This is a genomic window from Deltaproteobacteria bacterium, from assembly GCA_018668695.1.
GTDB lineage: Bacteria > Myxococcota > XYA12-FULL-58-9 > XYA12-FULL-58-9 > JABJBS01 > JABJBS01.
Genome location: JABJBS010000319.1, coordinates 1 through 19,198, shown reverse-complemented (window position 1 = coordinate 19,198; position 19,198 = coordinate 1). Strand labels below are relative to the sequence as shown.

Genomic DNA, 19,198 nt, shown 5'->3' with positions numbered 1-19,198 from the left:
TTTGAGATTGAATCACATGGCGAGGGCCGTGTCCCGTGGGATGAAACGTGCTTCGGTGATGTACGGTAAAAAAACCGTTGCTGCGAGCCCGCACGCGGCCCCGTAGAGCAGCTCCTCAACGGGCACACCCATGATGAATAGGTTGAGGAAATCGGTTGTATGCCACGTGATTTCGAATACTTGCGGAAAGGTCATGCCAAATATCATGCACAAGCTAAAGTAGATGAGAGTGGTGAGCAGGCTCCCAATCAGACCAGCTTGAATGAGATCTCGGCGCAGCCAAAGAATCCAACAGGAAATGCCACCAGTGATGAGTACAGAGGCATAGATGGTCGCCATGCCACCCAAAGTTAGGAAGGTTACGAGCGAGCCCGTTACCGCGAATATCAGCGCAACTCGGTCCCAGCGGACGGTTTTAATTTCCAATGTTTTACCAGAGAAGAACGCATAGACCGTGGATGTAAATGCCGCCAACCCGGTTACAAAAAGGATGTCTTCAATCCCGAATCCAACGTAGTCGATCAGGTTGAAGAGAAATGTGGGCTCCCAATACTCGGGATAAAAGAGCCATTCAGTCGCTGCAAAGGGGAGCGAGAATGCAGCCATCAGGTGAATGACGCGGCGCAGATCGAAACGCAAAGCATAAATGAGTAGCCCCGGTATCCAGAAAATCAGGGTTAGAATGAGAAACTCATACTTCATGCAAATCACCGAAAAAGTGCAAAAATGTACATCACTTCGATTGCGAGCGCGCCCGCGATGGTCGTGATGGCCACGGCTGTCATACGATGTAGCCCGATGTGAACCTTTGGTATTGTACCAGCAAACACAGCGGCTACTACGGGTACCCCTAGCCAGGATGGCTGAATTTGACCAGGGGTTAGATCCAGGGAAAGCCACAGGAGTAAGCTGGCGCTAAGCAAGAGCACCGCCATGAATACTTGGCTTCCGCGATGTCCGAGTTTAACGGCGAGCGTATTTTTTCCAGCTTTCTTGTCACCATCTATATCGGGTAAGGCGGTGGCCATGGCACAGCTGAGCTGCGACACAGCCAAGACGAGCAAGGGAATCCATGGGAATCCGCGAACCGTTCCGGCCTGCACGTAGAATCCAAAAACCGGTAAAACAACGGCTATCCCCAGTGTTTGCAGAAAAGCACCGAAGCCACGGTAAGAGGCCTGAACCGGCTTAAAACTGTAGGCCCAAAGCAAAAGAAGGGCGATGACGGCCAGGACGATAGCACCGGGGCGGTCGTAAGCCGTGGCAAGAACAGAGGCGGTCCCAAGGCACCCCATGGCCGCCACTTGTGCGCCCCGCATGAGTGAATTCGGGGTCAGCTTTCCGTCGACGAGGACGCGTGAGCCTCCGGAAAAAAGTGTCGGAGATTGGTTGAGAGCGTCGGCTTCTTGGTCAGCGTAATCGTTTGCGAATACGATGTAGAGTTGGTCGAGGAGAGCGAATAGCAATGCGAGGAAAAAGATGGCTTGGTTTCTTGGATGCCCGGCATTTTCTGCCCAGAGCTGCCCAAGATAAACTGGAAGGAGCAAGTAGAGCTGAGACGGAAAGCGCGCAGCCTGGATCCAGGCTATAAGCTGTTTCATTTCCCGCTTGGCCCCTGTTTACCAAATAGAAAAATACCGGTGCCGAGAATAATGGTGGCTTGAAGGGTCATCCACGTGAGTGGGTACCCGAGACGGCTGCTGGGCCAACCGCTGGCCAAGATTCGGTCTAAGGCAACCCGTAGGTGTGTTGTGGGGAGGATATCTGTCCAGGCAACCTGGTAGCCCATAAGCATGCCGATGTTTCCATCTGGTTTGGGAAAAACGATACCCGAGAAAACAAGTAGCAGAAACATCACAAAGCTTGAGACGAGAAAGCTTCGAGGCGTTGTCTTCATCAGGCATGCGATGATGAGGCCAATGCCAATGGAGCTTAAGCAGCCTAATGAAACAAAGAGCAGGGCTGCCAAAAGCGAGCCTTGAGCCTTAAACCCGAGCACGACTGCCGTGAGTAAAGTGATTGCGACGCAGAGGATTCCTAGGCTTGTTTGAACCAAGCCCATCCCCGTGACGAGATGCCAGGGTTTGACCGCCGTAAGCTGAAGCCTGAGCAGGGTGCCTCGTTCAATCTCTCGACTCAGCGCGAGAGCTGAAGAGAAGATGAGCATAATGATTGCGAAAGCAAGAAGCCCCGGCACAAATTGGTCAAAGGTGGTTTGTGGCCCGGGTGGCCCAGCTTCCTCCCATGCGAAAACGGGAGTCTTCGGTTGGCTTGGATCGATTTGAGCCAATGCTCCCCGCAGGATTCTCTCAAGCTGTGCGAAGGTGAGCATCGTTTGAGGTCGCTGAACTGGACCGAGCATAATAATGCGTGGTGGCGATTGGCTTCCGGTAATCACTGCGGTTGGAAGAATGACCCCTGCATTCCAAATACCAGCTTCGACCTGTTCTCTAAGAACCGAGGCATCCGCAACCAAATGAAGGTTGAAGAGGTTTTGCCCATCGGGGGAGCGTGCCTCGAAAACACTTTTTAGGAGTAGGTGCCCTACGTGGGTTGTTGGCTTTGCCACCGCTACATGAACAGTTTCTTGTGAAAAGACCAACCCATAGGCCATGGTGAAAAAGGGCACTGTGAAGATGGTGAGAATGAGCGTTAGCCTATCTCGCATCCGTTGACGAACTTCTTTGACGACGACTGCTTTGAGACTCATGGTTGAGCCTCCGAGCTTTGGGCCCATTCGAAGAGAATATCTTCGAGAGATGATTCGGAAACACTTAGTCCGGAGGTCTTAATCTTTAGTTCTTTGGTCGTATCCAGCAGCCAACGAGTTGTTGCATCTGTTTGTGAGCTACGAATGATAAACGTGGTCTTATCCATTTCATAGGCGAGTTTGTGGGCTTGGCATGCATCCTGGAGAGCTGCGTGCTGCTCTTCCAATGGGATTCGTATACGGATAACGCCAGCAGCCTCTCGTTGCTGTTTTAACTCATCCTTTGTTTCAAGAACGAGGAGTCTTCCTTCGTGCATGATGGCAACTCTGTCGGCCATTTGCTCAGCTTCATCAATGTCATGGGTAGAAACCACGACGACCGCCTGCCGGGTCTGCGCAATGTCATGAATCAGCTCGCGAAGTAGCCGTCGACTCTCTGGATCCAAGCCCTGCATCGGTTCATCGAGAATCACCACGGATGGGTCGTGGATAAGGGCCAGGGCAACGTTTACTCGCTGCTGCATACCGCCCGAAAGTGTTCCTGCTTGGCGATTTTGTAGGCTCTTAATTTTTAAGCGTTCCAGAAGGTGGTTGATACGCTTTTGAAGAACATCGGGTTTAAGGTTGTAACATTCGCCCATCATTTCGAGTTGTTCTCGAGGAGTTAGATCTGGCCAGAGCGTGACGCCTTGCGGGCACAGACCAACCATGGTTGGTTTGAGCGGTGCTTCACCGATGCACACCTGACCTGCGTCAGGTTTGATGGAACCCGAGAGCATGTTCAGCAGAGTGGATTTGCCCGCTCCGTTGAGCCCTAAGAGAACGGTCACTTCGCCGGGGGGCAATTGAAGGCTAACACCCTGAACCGCTCGAATTTTACCGAACGCCTTACTTAGGTCGTTGCCTGCTAGATGGCTCCCGTTGTATTCCCTCGATAAGTTACCCATGAGTACCTCATATATATTACAGAAGTGGGTGCTCTTGAAATGTTTCCCTACAGGCATCAGGTGCCATGGATTTAACAGTGCAATCAACCTTTGACCGATGGATTTATGCCCTGAAACCGATGAGTTGGGCAAAGCTTTTGGTCCCGATGATTCTGGGTCAGGGTCTGGGCCTCTGGGTGGGCACCGATATTTCGCTGGCAGGCATGGCTTTCGGGGCTTTTTACACTGTTCTAGACCTCGTTTTCATCGTTTTGCTCAATGACTGGGGCGATCGCAAAGTTGACGCCATCAAGCGCCAAATGTTCCCTAATGGCTGCTCTCCAAAAACGATTCCAGATGGAATTTTACCAGCCGCGGCTCTTTTACGTGTCGGTCTGGCCGCAGGTCTTTTGGCGGGAGTGAGCGGTTTTATCTTTGAGGCATGGGTAAGCCGTCCCGGGATCGCGGTGGTTGGATTGGGTGGTCTCGTGATGTTTGGCGCCTACACTTTCGGCCCGTTTAAGTTCAATTATCGCGGAGGCGGCGAGTTCATCGAAATGTTGGGTGTGGGCGTGGTGCTGCCTTGGCTCAACGCATATGCTGTTGGCGGCGTCTTTTGGGCGCCAAGCTACACTTGGATTTTGGGCGGATTTACATTGATGGCGCTCTCGAGCGCTTTGGCAAGTGGGCTTGCCGACGAAGAAAGTGACCGAGCAGGTGGAAAGCGAACATTTACAACCATGTTCGGTAATTCTCCGATTAGGCGCTGGGTAGGTCGAACATTGGTTCTTGGAACCACGGTTTGGCTGGCAATGGCAGTGGGATATCCGGAATTACGGGTGCCTGCACTCTTGGCCGGCTTGGTTGCGTTCTATTTCCATCGACGGATGAGTCAGGCAAGCGGTGAAGCTCTGACCAATGCTTTTGGGGCTCAGAAGATTTTCAAGTTGATGTTGCATCGCGCGATATGGTGGGGCGGAACTATCTTTGGGCTGACCCTTGGGGTTCTTGCTTACCTGGGTTAGAGAGCTGATTATGATCTCCCCAACTGCAGCCATCCAGAAGCACCGTGACCGCCTGAGCTACGTTCAGCTGCGGGTTGAGGATAAGGCTCAGACCTATTTAAGCTTGAGCCCAACACGCGAAACACCAACCACATTGCCAGCTCTTCTAGACCTTTTGGCACCCCGGTTGCCTGATCCCGACGCACTTGAAGCCTTTGTCGATGGCCTTGATGAAATTGCGGAGTCTATTCTGGCCAATTTCCCAGATAATATTTTTTGGGACTTAGATTATCTGGCGGGAGCACTTACCCGAGCGGGTTCTCCCCGGCAAATTCGTTTGATGACGGCCATGGTCGTTGACTTACAGCGCGGATTTGGTCGCCATTCGATTCTGGCATTTCGTTACGTGCATGACTTTACCCTTGGCTTCGACTGGTGCCGTTGGGTGAAAGAAGATGTTCAGGTGCGGCAAGAGACCGGCCCATTTGATTGGGTCTTCTTGCTTTATCTCCAAAAGAGGCGCCGTGAACTCGAAGCCTTGATTGCAGAGAACGACGAAAAATATAGGCAGCTCAAACCTGGTGAAATCCGCAACCCTTTTGTCTTTTCACGGGAGCCGGATGAGGAACGTTTACTCCATGAGGCCTTGTCACAAGCAGGCGATATCCCTGTCGTGTCGTGGGAAGTAGATGGCTTGTGTCAATTTGAGAAACGTTATGGCGAGGCGAGGGTGGCTGCTGCGCAGTCTTTGAACATTCCTTCTCGAGTTGTTCAAAACGCTTAGAACCAAGTGTAGCCCAGCGATAAAGCAGCTCCGAAAAAATGCCTTCGTCGGCTGATCAGGGCATGCAAGCCTGTTAAGCCAAATGTGATCCCGGAAGAGGGCGTGATAAGAATATGATAATCTACCCCGTAGGTTACACCGAGCCCTATCTCTGCTTCGATTCCGTCATCCTGAATATGAATACCGCCAGGACCGGCACCAATCTTCAGCACCCAGTGGTCGGTTGCGGGAATCTTAAGTAAGAGCAGATGTCCACCGACCAAGTCGGGACCGCCTTCGGGTTGAGCAAACCCTTTATTCTGAATGAAGACGTGGTTGTAGGCGAGGGTCCAGCCGTTCTCAAAAGTTCCACCAATCTCCATGTTTTGAAATAGCCCATTGCTATCGGGACCGACTCCCCAGCCTAAAGCAATCTGGAAATGAAAGCCTGCCCGTTCAGCCTGAAGAGATCCCTGTGCCAGCGAGGGCGGGCAATAGAGGAGAATTCCCAGTAAAGTTATATAGATGGGTTTTCTGAGTATCGAGTGCATCTTCTTTTTCCGACATTGGGTTCTAAGGTTTCACCTAAAATAACCGAGGCTACTTCCTTCTGTATAGGTCCTAATGGGGCGAGATGCACAGGGGAAACGAATGTCGAATTTATCAAAAATTGGGTTCATCGAACGGTTTAAGAATAAGAGTTTGGATTTGGAGCCCTTAGCGGACCATCCCAATTTCCCGAGTCATGTGCGGGAGAAGATAAGCTCTGCTGATTTAAATAAAGATGGCAGTGTTTCTGGAGCCGCTGAATGGGCCGGGTTTTTTAAAAACTTAGATCAATACGACAACAATGGTTCCTCACAGTCGATTCGGGTTTCACAGGGAGGAGAGGCCACTGCCTTGGGCCGAATTGTTGAGTCACTTGATGCTGCAGTTCGGGACGCGACGCCGGCCGAGCGAGCAGCATCCGTAGGAGTCCCTCAGGAACCTTATGGCTCGGTGTATCGAAATCACCAAACCGATGCGGCCAACATTAGGCTCTCTACTGGGGGATCCTATGATGTTGGAGTACGCTCTTTTCAAGACACCTGGGCCAACCATCAGCACCGTTATCAAGCCGTTGCAGAGCAAACGGGCGTGCCGGCCGCTCTAATCGCAGCGCTTCATTATCGAGAGAGTTCCAGCCGATTTGATACCTATTTACATCAAGGTGATCCGCTGGGGCAGCCAGCGATTCATCACCCCAGTGATATCCCCGTTTTTTATCAGTGGGAGGACGCTGCCGTTCATGCCTTAAATTCGAAATCGTGGTTGCGGGACGAGCTGGGTATGCATGCAGGAACCACCGATAAAGCGTCTCTGGCGACTTTCGCAGAAGCGTACAATGGCCTGGGTTATCACTACCGTGGGTTAACAAGCCCCTATGTTTATGCCGGTACCGATGTTTACAAGGGCGGGCGCTACGTGGCGGATGGTGTTTTTGATTCAAGCTCATGGGACCAGCGCCCAGGGGTTATGGCGTTATTGGTAAGCACTGAAGGCTCAACCGAAGAAGTTCAGTGGACGCCTTCTCAAGGTGACTCCGAATCGTGGAACCAAGTCCTGACCGGAAATAACACCCTGCGTGATGGAGTTCGAGGTCCAGCGGTGCGGCTGGTGCAGGAGAAGTTGCAGAGCATGGGTTACCGAGTTGCGGTCGATGGTGTTTTTGGCCGTCAGACTCAGTTGGCGGTCATGGCATTCCAAACTCACCAGCAGTTGAGCGTAGATGGCCGGGTTGGGCCGCAGACTGCCGGAGCTCTTGATGGATTGACGCAACCAACTCCTGAACCCGAGCCAGAACATCCAGTAGCGGTGTTTATGGAGAATCACCCTGAAGTTGAAACTGCTCAAGACTTCATTAATTTTTGTTACCGCCGGGGCGGCGGCACTTGGGTCGCAGCCAAAGAAATGGCCGAGCAGTATGGGTTGAATCTAAATGATTTGGCGCGAAGCCGTCAGACTTCTTTGAGTGCTTGGGCCAGCTAAGCTAAGCGCGGTCACCAGCCCCCGGAGGCACCTCCGCCGCCAAAGCTACCGCCACCACCGGAGAAACCTCCACCTCCACCTCCGCTGGAGAAGCCTCCACTGGAGAAGCCCCCACGCGTTGAATAGCCGCCTCGCCCTCGGCCGGCGATGAAGAGGAAGATCATGAACAAGACGATAACCCAATCGACCCAGGTCATCTCTTCGATGTCTTTCGAAGTTGAATGCGTGTTTGGGTTTGTTTTCCCTGCGGGTGGGGGAGCTGCGAATTCGACTTTTTCACCAGCTCCGGCTTGAATCACAAGTTTGAAGGCTTCTAAGATTCCTTCACCGAATTTCCCTGCCCGAAATGACGGGCCCATGACGGTTGAGATAATGCGGCCGGCGAGGGCATCAGGAATATCTCCTTCAAGGCCATAACCCACTTCGAAACGAATTTTTCGGTCTTGGTGTACGACAAGCAAGAGCAGTCCGTTGTCTTTATCTTTTTGACCGAGTTTCCACTTGTCCACCACACGGATGGAGAAATCCTCCAGCGAATCCCCAGCAAGTGTTGGGATCACCAAGAGGGCAAACTGCTGCCCGGTAGAAGTCTCGTGCGCCTTGAGCATTTGCTCCAGCTGAGCCTTGGAGTTGCCGAGAATACCCACTTGGTCTGTAACCCGTGAGGTAAGTGGAGGCACCTCTAAGGCCAGAGCAGGAAAGGTTAGCGCGAATACTAGAATAAATGAACTCAGTGCTTTCATGGTTGCACCACCACCTCGTTGGAGAGTTCATTGGTGTCGTCGTCGCGGGGAGGAAAATGGGTTGCCAGTGTGTCGCCGAGCTCTTGAAGGATTTCCACAATCGCAGAAGCGGCTTGACCGCTTTTGAAACCTTTGACGATGCGGTCCACATAAGCTTCCCATCCGGGGTCACCAATCTTTTCATGAATACCAGCGTCTCCAAGAATCACCACTTGTTGTTCAACTTCGGAAAGCATGAGCAAGAGGCCGCATTGGTCACGGGTATTGTGAATACTGCGTTCGATGAACATGCGCATGGCACGCTCACGAACCCGCTCTGGGCTGGCATTTTTTGCAAGGAACCGGGTGAGAGCGGGGACCTTGGTGACTTGCAGCCAAAGAAAGAAAATCGGTATCTGGAGAGGGATCAGTAATTCGCTCACCCAAGCGATGGGAGCATGCCGAAGGAATAAAGCGGATGCCACCGTGAGAAGGGCTGCTGTGGTGTAACGGATAGCGGCGTAATCATCGCTTTGGCCAACAACCGCAACCACCACTTCACCCGCAGTTTTGGATTCTACGTCGGCAATGGTTGCGCTGATGGCCTCTTGGTCTTTTTGAGTGAGAACGGTCATAGATTAGAACTCTACCTTTGGAGCTTCAGCATCCTCAGCTTTACCTTTTAGGTTTTCGCGAGTCTCTTTGCCGCGCATGCTTGCGCCGATACTAGAAGGGAAAAGCAGGACGACTTTGTTGTAGGCAGCAACAGATTCAATATAGCGTTTGCGTGCTACGGCAATTCTATTTTCTGTTCCTTCGAGTTGAACTTGGAGGTCTCGAAAAGACTGCGTGGCCTTGAGTTCAGGATAGCGTTCAACCACCATCATGAGCTTCGAGAGTGCACCGCTTAGTCCGGTTTGCGCTTTTTCGAATGCTTGCATTTTAGCCGGGTCATCGATGATGGAAGAGTCGACGTTGATCTGCGACACTTTGGAACGTGCTTCGACGACACCTTGGAGCGTTTCTTTTTCAAAGTCTGCCGCGCCTTTCACGGTTTTAACCACGTTGGGAATCAGGTCGGCTCTTCGTTTGTATTGGTTCTCTACTTCAGACCAAGCTGCTTTGACATCCTCGTCTCGTTCAATGACTTCGTTGTAGCCGCAAGCGGGAAGTGTGCATGCAATCAGGGTAAAGGCTAACCATTTCATCGTCATATTCTCCTTGGAAGTCGCAGTGGGTTCACAAGATAGGGAAAAATTGTCGGACGTCAAACTCAAGTTCTTCTTTATTCTGTGTTTTCGGACTGGACCTGGGTGCAACATCCTGATTTTATTAGGTAAATGTTTGTCTCACGCTTGCAGCACCGTCAGCTCCGTGGAAAGTGGTCCACACCTTTGCATATCTTAGCGGTGATATTCGTGTTGTTTGTACTCGCGGGTTGTCAGCCAGTGATTCAAGGTGAGAATTCACGTGACGGGAAGCTCGACTTACGCGCCAACGATGATTTACGTAGCGCTAAGGTTTTAAGGCTCGACGGGAAATGGTTATTCCGCTGGCAAGAACTACTGGAGCCGGCGAGCTTTCAAAATACTCCAATCGCACCGATGTTTGAGATTGAAGTTCCATCAATCTGGAATGGGCAATTTTCAGATGGTGACGAGACAGGTTTGTCGGGTGAAGGTTTTGCGACCTACGCACTTGAACTCTATTTGCCGGATGAACCGCCGGGCGCTTCATGGGGTGTTTTGATTGAAGAGGTTTCTTCAGCATACTCCCTCTACGCGGTGACTAAAGATAACGTTTACCCGCTGTCGAGCAATGGGCGCCTTGGCAAGACACCTTCAGAACATATTCCACAGTGGGCACCTCGCATCTCAGAACTGCCCACTCTTGCTGGCGAAAAAGTGTGGTTGGTTCTTCACGTCTCTAATTTCTCCTACGCTCGGGGAGGAGTTTGGAAACCTCTCTACATTGGCACCTACGATGGGCTTACCCGTGATTTAATGGTGCGCCGCCTGGTCAGCGCGGGTCTGCTTGGGCTTCTTCTGGTGATGGCGCTTTATCATCTGGCGAGATTTTTGATGCGTTCGTCAGATTTAGGCAGTGCTTGGTTTACTCTTTTGTGTGTTCTGGTTTTTATTCGAGAATTCAGTGTTTCCCGAATGATTGACTTCTACAGTTATGTCCCAACCGATGAAATGTTTAGCATACTCATACGCTTTGAATTTTTGAGCTTCCAGATGGCAGGGCCTGCCGTTATGAGTTTCGTGGGCACAGTCTTTCCGGGGGTAGTTTATCGACGCTTAACGAGACTGGCTTGGCTCGTAAGTACTCCTTATTTTATCATTTCGATTTTCGGCACCACTGAGGCTATGTCGGTCGTTTTGAGAAGTTATTACCCCATCATTGGTCTACAGGTCCTCACTATCTGCATCTATCTAAGTTATTGCGTGGCGAAGGGGCGCAGCTTTGCCTGGGTAGCTTTGTTTGGGTGCGCCGCGATGGGTGTGGGCGCAGTTAACGACATGTTGTTTACCCAGAGTTACAGCAGCAGTGAATTTTGGTCGACATACTCGTTTGCTGTTTTTGTATTGGTGGAAAGCTACCTCTTGGCAGCTCAGTCAACTTGGTCCTTTCAGCAGGTAGATAAGTCCCGTAAAGACAACCTCGAGAAAATCAAAGCTCAATTTGAGTCGGCGCGGCTTGAAAAGCAGTTGAATGGCGCTCTGAAAACGAAAATTCACATATTCTCAAATGTCGCACATGAACTGAATAACCCGTTGAACTATGTGAGTTTGGGAGCTGATGGTACGCAGCAAAGTGTGAGAGACGTGAAGAGTATTTTGGATAATCTCTTGGGTGATGCGAAGAACTCCCCCGAGGCCAAGCAGGTGGTTGACCAAATTGAGGACCACTTCGACAGCATCGGGAAAAATCTCGATATCATTTCTTCTGGTTCTCAAGTTGCCGCCAACGTGGTCACTGAAATGAGGGGCTTGGCTGAAATTGATGGTGCCATTCGTGAGGCATTGGCGGTTGGAGACCTTATTGATGGTGCCATGAGGCGTGTTCGTGCGGACCAGCAGCCTGAGATTTTGGAAAAGATGCATTTTGAGGAATCCTTGGGTGACTTGACGACAGTCGTCGAAGGAAATCCCTACATGCTCATTCATGCCATGAGTCATGTGTTGATCAATGCCGTGCGCTTCTGCACGTTGGCTACCGAATCACCCACGGTTTGGCTAAGCGGCAAGTCTTCGGCTTCATCATGGATTTTATCCATACAAAATAATGGCCCGCCCATTTCGGCTAGCGCGATAGAATCATTGTTAGAGCCCGGGGCGCTTGCTGAGGTTGGGCGAAATCTTCCTGTCGCGCGAGAGCTGCTACGAGAACAAGGTGCGAGCCTTCGTTTGGCTGATGCGGGGCATATCACTGGGCGCGTAATTTTCGAGATAGAGCTGCCTTTGTCGGGTCAGGGGCCTGCTACAGTGGCGGTTTCACCGGCTTAAGAGGGTGAAAATGCAGGGGATCTCTTGCCTATATCCTTCGCTTTTTAGAGCAGCCCTTGGTAGGGTCTCTCTGTGTGCTGAAATATGGAGCGAGTGTAAATGCGACGATTGATACTAATTCTAATGATGGTTTCCATGCCTTCTTGGGTCATGGGCAGTCCGGCTCGACAGGCAGATTTACCAGAGCTGGTGGAGCTTTCTTCAGATATTCTTGTAGGCGTCGTGTCGCAGAGTGAAAGCTATTGGGATGGACGTCGTATTATGACCCGCCATGTTTTGGAAACTACGGATGTATGGCGAGGCTCAGAGCGTTCGAGTGGTCCTATCTACTTTGTAACGCTCGGCGGCCGGGTGGGTGAAATTGCTCAAAGGGTTTCAGGCGCACCTGTATTTCGCCGCGGCGAAGAAGTCGTGCTTTTTTTGGCCCGTAGCCATCAAGATGAGTTGCATCCAGTGGGGCTTTCTCAAGGTGTTTTCCGAGTAGAGAATGCAGCACAGGTTTCAATGAAATCCATTCGACGAGAGTTAAAGGCATTTGAGTTTATTAATCCGGCAGTGGCCCCATTCCCAACTCGGCTCAAGGCGCTCAAAGCAGCTGTTTTGGAGGTAGTGCAATGATGCGAGTCCTCTGGATAGCCATGGCCATGATTTTAGCAGTTCCGTCCACAGCATCTGCCTATGTGTGTACACGCGTTTCCGACGGTGAAGGCAATGAAACGGGGCCATCTTTGTCATGGTTTTGGCGAGATGGTGGCCGAATGCTCAGCTTTGGTGTTCAGCAAGATGGCACCACAGATATTGAAGGCAGTGCAGAGTTTAACGACCTCAAGGACTCTTTTCTGGTTTGGCAAAACCTTGAGATGGAAGATTCGGCGGGCTGTGATTTAGGGATGGGAACAGACCTTGAATTTTATGGTCTCGACTCTGCAACCACTCTTCCAGGCGACGTGTTAACGAGCAGCGATAGAGCAGGTTACGACTACCTTGAACCATCTATGAATGAGAACCTTTTGGTTTTTCGTGATGAAGGTTGGCCGCATGCTGGGCAAGGTGCTTTGATTATTGCCCTCACCACACTGACTTACAATTCACTCACGGGCGAGATTCTTGATTCCGACATCGAGTATAATTCTGAAAAATTCTCATTTACGGATAGAGGCAATGCAAACAAGAATACCGACCTCATGAATACGACTGTTCATGAGCTCGGCCACTTTCTCGGCCTGGGCCATACGGCTGATGCAGATGATACGATGTTCCCAAGGGCCGATACGGGTGAAATCAAAAAACGTAATTTGACCTGCAGCGACGCTAAAGGAATCGTGTTCAAATATCCGGCCGACGCCACGGTCAATGCTGATTTACCACCGGGAGCTGAGCGTAACGGCTATTGCAATCCTCCAAGCGCTGATTGTGGTTACTGTGCGCCGCCGCAAGAACTCAACCGCGTGCCGGCAGTAGAAGTGGTCAGTAGAAACAATGGAAGCCTTGAAGGCGGAGGAGGCTGCCAGTCTTCACCCGTAGCTCCCTTGTGGTTGCTGCTCATGGTTACAGGTTTACTAAGCCTAACTCGGAGAAGAGTGCTTTAAGATATGGTGATTGGCAAAAAGGGTGGTCCTGGTTCCGAGGGGTTAGCTCCTGGGCAATCGGGAATGAAAATAGGCCAGTCTTTTAAGTTTGTTCATAAAGACGATATGCCGGGCCTTGAGGCCCACCGGATCTCGCAGGCTTGCGACAATCTGATTAACGCTACCGATTCATACAAAAGCCTTTTGTATCTTAGCCGAGCCAAGGCATCGGATGTGGCGGCCATCTTTGAAGCTTCGCGCAGCGACGATGTTCAAAAGCGGTGGCAGAGGCTTTGGGTTTTGTGTCCTATTCTGGCCCGCCTTGCACGTCTAGACGAAGGCAAGGAAGGCATTGTTTCCGACTTTGGTAAAGACTTGGCCGCGCTGCACATGTTTGCTCGATTTGACCCGGCTAAAAATGTGGCTCCTAAGAATTTCTTTGAACGCTTGAAAGGCGATTTATTAAAAGAGCTCTTAGGGGTAATGGCTTCGTTCTTGGATGATGACGCTAGGTCCCAATTGGTTGCAGGGATTATCGCCGTAGTTGAAACCTCGGGACCGGTTTTGGAAGCGCAGCTGGTTGAGGAGCACGGAGTCGACGTGGCGTCTGCTGTCATGGAAAAGCTTTTGATAACGCAGGGGGCACAAGGGCGGCATAAGGTTTTATCACCCCAAGATATTCGTCTGCGACTTGAGCAGCTACGCGGGCAGGAGAGTTAAAAGTATGGCGGGTGGTGGCAAAATCGGTGGTGGCGGCGTTGCGCCAGGGGCCAAACGATTTAAGGATTCGGACAGCTTTGCCGACGACAAGCTAGGTGCTGAAAAGGCGAAGAAAGAACAGTCGAAGCGCTCCGCGAAAGAGGCCGGAAACAAAGGCCGTGCCGCTGAGTTGGCCAAGAAAGTTCAACAGGCTCAAAAAGCGATGATGCAAGACGGGAAGGATACTCAAGTATCCAAGGGTCTGCAGAAAGAATCGAAATCTCCCCAAATAAGCCTTAAACCCGGCTCCCAAGGTCAACAAGAGCGGCCCACGATGGATGGTCAATTGCGGCAAGCAGGGAGTCAGCTCTCGAACCTGCAGTCACTCTTACAGCAAATGGATGCAGCCTTGGTTGATGCCACTGAGATTATTGGGTCGAGTTTTGCTGACGACAAACTGGGTGCAGAACAGGCTAGCCGGAAACAAAATAAAGAACGCGCCAAGCAAGAAGCCGACAAAAAGAGCAAGCAAGACAAGCTGAACAAGCAGTTTTCCAAGGTTGGTGAATCGGCTCAAGCAGGCAAAGACGCGGAGAATAAGCAGAAGCTTAAGTCTTTGAAGGAGACTGAGCTGGGCCATGATTCGCAATTGGACCTTTCCAAAGAGGGCACCAAAGGCGAGAAAGCAGGCCGTAAAACTCTGGCTGAGACAGTGCGAACGATTGAGGACCAGGCAGCCAAGCTATTAAAACTTGGGAATCTTTTGGGTAAGCAGGCTGAGATGGAAGGTAAAGCATCCCAGCTGCGAGAGATGGCGGCCATGATTGCTGCCGCGCACCAAAAGTTTAAAGAGCTTTTACTGCCTCTATTGCTCGGTGAGTTCGGAGAACTCCGTAAAAATAGGTATTTACAGTTTAAGAGGCTCTTCGACGCGAGTGAGGATTGGCCACCCACGATTCCGCCAGGACGTAGTTGCTCTAGACCAGACGATTGGTCTGACCAAGAATGGGACCTTTTTCTGGCTTGGTTTTTCGTTGCACCAGACCTTCCAGAAGATCTTGAAGAGGTAGGCTAGTTGCGCACCTGCTTTCTCCAGGCAACTACCTGAGTTATCATGGAGTCAGCATTCACAACTGGTGCTTGTGCTCCGAAGAGGACGCTGGCATCATTTTGAGACCTGTTAACGCAATCTGACTGAATCAATTGGGATCCGGGTAATATGGACGACCTACTAAGTGTGGCCAAACAACTGGAAAACTTAAATCCAAAGACGCCTTTGGCGCCAGGTAGCGCCGGGATCTCTCGTTCTGCGAGTAAGGGCCTCAAAGGGCCTGGCAAGAAGCCGCCGGAAAACCGGGGTATGCGTGGCATTTCATCGATTCGGGTAGAGGCGGTGTTGAGCCGGTTAATAGGTAAGGTTGATTCACGCATTGTGGGATTGTTGGCTTCAATGCCGGTCTCGGGAGCAGAAGGTGATATCCGTATTGAACTGGCGCTTTTGGTTCACCTGCGTGCTGGATTGGTTCGGCACATCGGCGAAGTACCCCCTGATGTTTCTATTTGCGAAACTTTGAACGAAGCAGTTCAGCATGCTGAAGAGAGTCTTACCGAGCTTCAAAGCGGTGAGTGGTCTTGGGCACTGCGGATGGTGACATTCTTGCGAGAGCGTTGTTCACTCGCTCAAGCGCTGGGAGTTGCTCCAGCAGGTGTGCGTGACCAGCTTAAGGCACTGAAGAAAGAGCTTCAGGGTAAAGACTCGACCGTGCCGGATGGTGCCATCGAGCAGTTGGTAACTTGTTTTGATGTGCTTCAGAAAAGTCTTCAATCACAGGCGAAAGCTGGAGATGTTTCCCTACTGGACCACATGGCCAACCGACCCTAGGGCGTGTTTCAGTATGAATAAGGTGTTTGTTCAATTTGCAACACCGCCGATTTCTTGGTTGTCTTAATTTCTGGTTATCCTTCGAACTAATTTGAAAACATTGGCCTAATTAGATCACGGCCCACATGGCATGAAAGCCGCATGTTCTACCTCTAGTGTTGTGCACAGGAGGTAATTTTTGAAGAAAAGCGAATCGGTTCCGTTGGCTCGTGAGTATAGCCCAAGCCCAGTCGTGATTCCCTTAAGCCTTGGTCCGTCAGGAACGAGAGTGTTTGAGGGGTTAGCCGGCGAACCAAACGGGTTTATCTTGAAGGCTCATTTTTTCATTCAGGCAGGTTGTTTTGTGAGGGCCCGGCTGATGTTGGAACTCGTGCAGGAGCTTGGGGAGGCGGACGAAGCAGTGCTTGTGACTCTGGCTTCGCTTCAGATCAGAGAGGGGCTGATTACGAAAGCGGCGCAGAACCTTGAGCCAATAAGGAAAGGTCACTCGGTTTACCCCCAAAGTTTGGTTTGTAAAGCCGAATTGGAGCGGTCATTGGGTGGTTTGGAGCGTGCGATGAACTTTTGCAATCAGCACCCTGATGCCGACTTACCAGAGGTTAAAGACCATCTTTGTTTTCTGCAATCCCATGTAATTACTTAGTTTTTTAGGGTGAATGGGTTGGGTTAGATGTTTTTAAGCAACCTTGTCTCGTTTTGGCCGATACCTCTCATGTGCGGCAAAGAGGCCGTATTTCATGCATCCGGCGAACTTGAAGCGGGAGAAAGGTCAGACGTTATGAGAATTAAGGTAAGAACAGTATTTTTTATGATGTTTGTTTGTTCTCCAGTCTTTGTACAGTTTGCGCGCACCATCTAAGGCTTCCAGCCATTTATTGCCCAAATTCTCGGACATTCTGTCCCGGTTATAGAATTTCATCACTAAGATTAACGCCTTGGCGTGGACAAGCCTTCGATTGGCGACTATGTGTCTAGTCTATCTTTTCAGTGTTTGTTTGTTCGAAGAAGCGAGGGCTCAATGCATTCCACCAAAGACGAAAGAGGACCAAGTGTCCCGGGGTTTCGAATATTTGAATTGGGTAGACTCAAGAGCGGCGAATGTGTCTCGGCTGTTGAGCTTACGGCTGGAAAGTTTAAGGCTGCGTTCATCAACTTTGGAGCTCGGTTGCTCTACTTGAACATGGATGACCGGCGAGGCGTGGAAGGTAATATCTCCCTACGTTACGACGGAGTCTATGGCTACGAGAAAGACAACGCTTATCTGGGAGCGACGATTGGTCGAATCGCCAATCGGGTATCCAACGCTCAATTTGAACTCGATGGTGAAGTTTACGAGTTACCGGCCAATGAACGCCGTGGGAACCATTTACATGGTGGCCCGGGCGGTCTGCACACAAGGCTGTGGCAGATGAGGGTCTTGCGGTTTACCGAAGGTCCAGGGCGTATCGGGGTCGAATTTTCAACCGAAGACGCAGATGGTGCCCAGGGCTATCCAGGCCGCGCTGTCTTTAAGGCACGGTATACTTTGAGTGTCGATGGTGAATTGGCCACTGAGTATGTGACGCTATGCGAAAGAAAAAGCGTCTCAGATCTCACGAACCACGCTTATTGGAACCTTTCAAGTCACGCTCCAGAAGGAGCGACGGTGAAGGGGCATTTGCTGAAAATGAATGCAAGTGCGTATCTTGAGACGGATGCTAAAATGATTCCAACCGGTGAAAAGGTTCAGGTCGATGGTACATCGCTCGACTTCCGGACGGTATCGTCCATCGAGCAGCACTTAGATGAATTGGGTGAGGCGGAGCTCGACCACTATTTTGTAATCGATGACGATGCGCCTGTTCTCAACACCTGGGTTGGTGAAGAGAGCGTTAAGCTTCGGCATGCGGCGACCTTGGAGCATCCAGGTACTGGCCGCGAACTTGAAGTCTTCACCGACCAGCCAGGTTTACAGGTATACTCGGCAAACCGGTTGTCTCGGATCTCTCAGGGACGATGGCGTGATTATGGTGCACTGTGCTTGGAAGCCCAGGGTTATCCAGATGCCGTTAATAAGCCAAACTTTCCATCGATTGAGGTAGAGGCAGACATTCCGCGGATTCAGCGGACCGTTTGGAGATTCTCGCTCCAAGACCAAGACCACTCCGTATCCTAACCTTCGAGACTAAATGCTCCGGAAGCACTGGTTTGCTCTGCTGGCAGTTTTTTCCCTTCGGCCTTATGCGCTTTGTGTAGCATTGCGAAGGGACCATCTGTTTTAAAAATCCAATCCAAGAGCCCTAAAACACCATAGTTCCCGCGGATGCGGTAATGATGGTAGTCGTGGTGCAGTGAGTAGGCCATCCAGGGGAAGTGATACCCTGAGTGGGTGTGGAGTGCGTTGGTCACTGCCATTCCAATCCATAGAATCAGAGTGATGGGATGTGCGCCCAGTAAGAGTGTACCTGCGAATATTGGGAATAGGTTGCCCAGCATATGTTCCGCGAAATGAACATAGTGGGTGGCGATACAAATAGACTCTTTGTATTCATGATGGATTCTGTGGATGGATCCATACCAGCGTTTTTGATGGAGCGTACGGTGAACGGTGTAGAAGAGGATTTCTTCCACAAGTAAGATGACCGCCAAATGCCACACGATTTCAGTCCAGCTTGGGAAGGCTTGGTCATAGCTCATACCTCTCCAGACCATGAGGTAATAGACGCCAACAATTACCGGAAGGGTGCCAAGGAATTGATTCTTAAGCACAACCCACACCGTGTGCTTGAGCCGTCCTGGAGCAAGGGTACTGGTGCTGCCGTCTTTGCCAGTCTGAATTTTATACTTAAATAAAAAGGCGGGCTTTTTGTAATGGTCCAACAAAAGGTAGGGCGCCGCACAAAGCCAAAACCAGGCCATGTAAAACGTGAATCCGCCTCCAATAAAGAGGAGCTCGAGGCTGACGGTGCCAGGCAGTGATGCCCAGACTTCCGCGCCATAGATCTCCAGGACAATGAAGATGGCCAACATGGCGATGGCGTAGGTGACATTGTTGATGAGTGCCGGTGGCACATATTTAAATTGATTACGCATCATTTCCCCCTTTGGGCTGCTCGGTGAAACTTCTTGTAAAAGGTGAGCAATGAATCGTAAAATATGTGAGCTTTTACTCATGTTTCAACTCGCATTTGAGGTACAGTGTGGCTCGTTCAAAAAAACCAATAAAACCAAGGAAGTTACCGGCTCAAGAGCGGTCGAAGGTTACTTATGACGCGATTTTAAAGGCAACTGCTCAGGTTTTGGCGGCTGAAGGTGTAGACCGGGTCAATACAAACCGGGTTGCCGAAGTGGCAGGGGTGAGCATCGGCTCGCTTTATCAGTACTTTCCCAACAAAGAAGCGATGA

Annotated in this window: 21 protein-coding genes; 12 read left to right on the top strand and 9 right to left on the bottom strand. The window is 50.9% G+C overall.

Going from position 1 to position 19,198, the window contains the following annotated elements; genetic code table 11:
* Positions 1 to 12: 12 nt before the first annotated feature.
* From HOK28_17625 to HOK28_17610, 4 genes are read right to left on the bottom strand one after another with little or no spacing between them, the layout of a single operon-like run.
* Positions 13 to 702, bottom strand: coding sequence for a hypothetical protein (locus tag HOK28_17625; protein ID MBT6434922.1), 690 nt, complete (start codon positions 700 to 702; stop codon positions 13 to 15).
* 5 nt (positions 703 to 707) lie between these two features.
* Positions 708 to 1,601, bottom strand: a complete 894-nt coding sequence (locus HOK28_17620; GenBank protein ID MBT6434921.1) for a prenyltransferase — start codon at positions 1,599 to 1,601, stop codon at positions 708 to 710.
* The gene (locus tag HOK28_17615) at positions 1,598 to 2,710 is read right to left on the bottom strand and encodes an ABC transporter permease (protein ID MBT6434920.1); all 1,113 of its coding nucleotides are present in this window, start codon (positions 2,708 to 2,710) and stop codon (positions 1,598 to 1,600) included. The genes HOK28_17620 and HOK28_17615 overlap by 4 nt, the downstream gene beginning before the upstream one ends.
* Positions 2,707 to 3,657, bottom strand: coding sequence for an ABC transporter ATP-binding protein (locus HOK28_17610; GenBank protein MBT6434919.1), 951 nt, complete (start codon positions 3,655 to 3,657; stop codon positions 2,707 to 2,709). The genes HOK28_17615 and HOK28_17610 overlap by 4 nt, the downstream gene beginning before the upstream one ends.
* Positions 3,658 to 3,722: 65 nt before the next feature.
* On the opposite strand from HOK28_17610, the gene HOK28_17605 reads away from it, so the two are divergent.
* Together HOK28_17605 and HOK28_17600 are read left to right on the top strand one after the other, a co-directional pair.
* A complete protein-coding gene (locus tag HOK28_17605; GenBank protein ID MBT6434918.1) occupies positions 3,723 to 4,661 on the top strand; it encodes a prenyltransferase in 939 nt (312 codons plus the stop codon).
* 10 nt (positions 4,662 to 4,671) lie between these two features.
* Positions 4,672 to 5,424, top strand: coding sequence for a ferrochelatase (locus HOK28_17600; GenBank protein MBT6434917.1), 753 nt, complete (start codon positions 4,672 to 4,674; stop codon positions 5,422 to 5,424).
* Here HOK28_17600 and HOK28_17595 read toward each other — a convergent pair.
* Positions 5,421 to 5,954: a hypothetical protein gene (locus HOK28_17595; GenBank protein ID MBT6434916.1), complete on the bottom strand. Its 534-nt coding sequence runs from the start codon at positions 5,952 to 5,954 to the stop codon at positions 5,421 to 5,423. The genes HOK28_17600 and HOK28_17595 overlap by 4 nt on opposite strands.
* A gap of 100 nt (positions 5,955 to 6,054) precedes the next feature.
* Between HOK28_17595 and HOK28_17590 the strand changes: the two genes are divergently transcribed.
* The gene (locus tag HOK28_17590; protein ID MBT6434915.1) at positions 6,055 to 7,431 is read left to right on the top strand and encodes a hypothetical protein; all 1,377 of its coding nucleotides are present in this window, start codon (positions 6,055 to 6,057) and stop codon (positions 7,429 to 7,431) included.
* A gap of 11 nt (positions 7,432 to 7,442) precedes the next feature.
* Here the strand turns inward: HOK28_17590 and HOK28_17585 are convergent, their stop codons facing one another.
* The 3 genes from HOK28_17585 to HOK28_17575 are packed head-to-tail and all read right to left on the bottom strand — an operon-like array spanning position 7,443 to position 9,361.
* Complete coding sequence (locus tag HOK28_17585; GenBank protein ID MBT6434914.1) at positions 7,443 to 8,174, bottom strand: hypothetical protein; 732 nt, start codon at positions 8,172 to 8,174, stop codon at positions 7,443 to 7,445.
* On the bottom strand, positions 8,171 to 8,788 hold the full coding sequence (locus tag HOK28_17580; GenBank protein MBT6434913.1) for a hypothetical protein: 618 nt from the start codon (positions 8,786 to 8,788) through the stop codon (positions 8,171 to 8,173). Before HOK28_17580 ends, HOK28_17585 begins: the two co-directional genes overlap by 4 nt.
* A 3-nt stretch (positions 8,789 to 8,791) precedes the next feature.
* A complete protein-coding gene (locus tag HOK28_17575) occupies positions 8,792 to 9,361 on the bottom strand; it encodes a LemA family protein (protein MBT6434912.1) in 570 nt (189 codons plus the stop codon).
* Between the two features lie 210 nt (positions 9,362 to 9,571).
* Here HOK28_17575 and HOK28_17570 point away from each other — a divergent pair, with 210 nt between their 5' ends.
* The 8 genes from HOK28_17570 (at position 9,572) to HOK28_17535 (ending at position 17,969) form a co-directional block, all read left to right on the top strand.
* Positions 9,572 to 11,665, top strand: a complete 2,094-nt coding sequence (locus HOK28_17570; protein ID MBT6434911.1) for a sensor histidine kinase — start codon at positions 9,572 to 9,574, stop codon at positions 11,663 to 11,665.
* Positions 11,666 to 11,764: 99 nt separating this feature from the next.
* Positions 11,765 to 12,283 carry a hypothetical protein gene (locus HOK28_17565; protein ID MBT6434910.1) on the top strand — a complete coding sequence of 173 codons (519 nt, stop codon included), beginning with the start codon at positions 11,765 to 11,767 and terminating at the stop codon, positions 12,281 to 12,283.
* Entirely contained in the window at positions 12,280 to 13,254 is a 975-nt protein-coding gene (locus HOK28_17560; protein ID MBT6434909.1) for a matrixin family metalloprotease, read from the top strand. Before HOK28_17565 ends, HOK28_17560 begins: the two co-directional genes overlap by 4 nt.
* Positions 13,255 to 13,257: 3 nt before the next feature.
* The gene (locus tag HOK28_17555; protein MBT6434908.1) at positions 13,258 to 13,953 is read left to right on the top strand and encodes a hypothetical protein; all 696 of its coding nucleotides are present in this window, start codon (positions 13,258 to 13,260) and stop codon (positions 13,951 to 13,953) included.
* A gap of 4 nt (positions 13,954 to 13,957) precedes the next feature.
* Positions 13,958 to 15,007 carry a hypothetical protein gene (locus HOK28_17550; GenBank protein ID MBT6434907.1) on the top strand — a complete coding sequence of 350 codons (1,050 nt, stop codon included), beginning with the start codon at positions 13,958 to 13,960 and terminating at the stop codon, positions 15,005 to 15,007.
* A gap of 144 nt (positions 15,008 to 15,151) precedes the next feature.
* Positions 15,152 to 15,814 carry a hypothetical protein gene (locus HOK28_17545; protein ID MBT6434906.1) on the top strand — a complete coding sequence of 221 codons (663 nt, stop codon included), beginning with the start codon at positions 15,152 to 15,154 and terminating at the stop codon, positions 15,812 to 15,814.
* Between the two features lie 178 nt (positions 15,815 to 15,992).
* On the top strand, positions 15,993 to 16,457 hold the full coding sequence (locus HOK28_17540) for a hypothetical protein (protein MBT6434905.1): 465 nt from the start codon (positions 15,993 to 15,995) through the stop codon (positions 16,455 to 16,457).
* A gap of 375 nt (positions 16,458 to 16,832) precedes the next feature.
* Complete coding sequence (locus HOK28_17535) at positions 16,833 to 17,969, top strand: galactose mutarotase (protein ID MBT6434904.1); 1,137 nt, start codon at positions 16,833 to 16,835, stop codon at positions 17,967 to 17,969.
* On the opposite strand, the gene HOK28_17530 is transcribed toward HOK28_17535, so the two are convergent.
* Positions 17,966 to 18,886: a sterol desaturase family protein gene (locus tag HOK28_17530; GenBank protein ID MBT6434903.1), complete on the bottom strand. Its 921-nt coding sequence runs from the start codon at positions 18,884 to 18,886 to the stop codon at positions 17,966 to 17,968. The genes HOK28_17535 and HOK28_17530 overlap by 4 nt on opposite strands.
* A gap of 107 nt (positions 18,887 to 18,993) precedes the next feature.
* Between HOK28_17530 and HOK28_17525 the strand changes: the two genes are divergently transcribed.
* On the top strand, positions 18,994 to 19,198 hold a 205-nt coding region (locus HOK28_17525; GenBank protein ID MBT6434902.1), incomplete at its 3' end, for a helix-turn-helix transcriptional regulator.

Bases quoted from the DNA above. Each gene is read 5' to 3' on its own strand.
- HOK28_17625 (MBT6434922.1), bottom strand. From the start codon at position 702: ATGAAGTATGAGTTTCTCATTCTAACCCTGATTTTCTGGATACCGGGG.
- HOK28_17620 (MBT6434921.1), bottom strand. From the start codon at position 1,601: ATGAAACAGCTTATAGCCTGGATCCAGGCTGCGCGCTTTCCGTCTCAG.
- HOK28_17615 (MBT6434920.1), bottom strand. From the start codon at position 2,710: ATGAGTCTCAAAGCAGTCGTCGTCAAAGAAGTTCGTCAACGGATGCGA.
- HOK28_17610 (MBT6434919.1), bottom strand. From the start codon at position 3,657: ATGGGTAACTTATCGAGGGAATACAACGGGAGCCATCTAGCAGGCAAC.
- HOK28_17605 (MBT6434918.1), top strand. From the start codon at position 3,723: ATGGATTTAACAGTGCAATCAACCTTTGACCGATGGATTTATGCCCTG.
- HOK28_17600 (MBT6434917.1), top strand. From the start codon at position 4,672: ATGATCTCCCCAACTGCAGCCATCCAGAAGCACCGTGACCGCCTGAGC.
- HOK28_17595 (MBT6434916.1), bottom strand. From the start codon at position 5,954: ATGCACTCGATACTCAGAAAACCCATCTATATAACTTTACTGGGAATT.
- HOK28_17590 (MBT6434915.1), top strand. From the start codon at position 6,055: ATGTCGAATTTATCAAAAATTGGGTTCATCGAACGGTTTAAGAATAAG.
- HOK28_17585 (MBT6434914.1), bottom strand. From the start codon at position 8,174: ATGAAAGCACTGAGTTCATTTATTCTAGTATTCGCGCTAACCTTTCCT.
- HOK28_17580 (MBT6434913.1), bottom strand. From the start codon at position 8,788: ATGACCGTTCTCACTCAAAAAGACCAAGAGGCCATCAGCGCAACCATT.
- HOK28_17575 (MBT6434912.1), bottom strand. From the start codon at position 9,361: ATGAAATGGTTAGCCTTTACCCTGATTGCATGCACACTTCCCGCTTGC.
- HOK28_17565 (MBT6434910.1), top strand. From the start codon at position 11,765: ATGCGACGATTGATACTAATTCTAATGATGGTTTCCATGCCTTCTTGG.
- HOK28_17560 (MBT6434909.1), top strand. From the start codon at position 12,280: ATGATGCGAGTCCTCTGGATAGCCATGGCCATGATTTTAGCAGTTCCG.
- HOK28_17555 (MBT6434908.1), top strand. From the start codon at position 13,258: ATGGTGATTGGCAAAAAGGGTGGTCCTGGTTCCGAGGGGTTAGCTCCT.
- HOK28_17550 (MBT6434907.1), top strand. From the start codon at position 13,958: ATGGCGGGTGGTGGCAAAATCGGTGGTGGCGGCGTTGCGCCAGGGGCC.
- HOK28_17545 (MBT6434906.1), top strand. From the start codon at position 15,152: ATGGACGACCTACTAAGTGTGGCCAAACAACTGGAAAACTTAAATCCA.
- HOK28_17535 (MBT6434904.1), top strand. From the start codon at position 16,833: ATGCATTCCACCAAAGACGAAAGAGGACCAAGTGTCCCGGGGTTTCGA.
- HOK28_17530 (MBT6434903.1), bottom strand. From the start codon at position 18,886: ATGCGTAATCAATTTAAATATGTGCCACCGGCACTCATCAACAATGTC.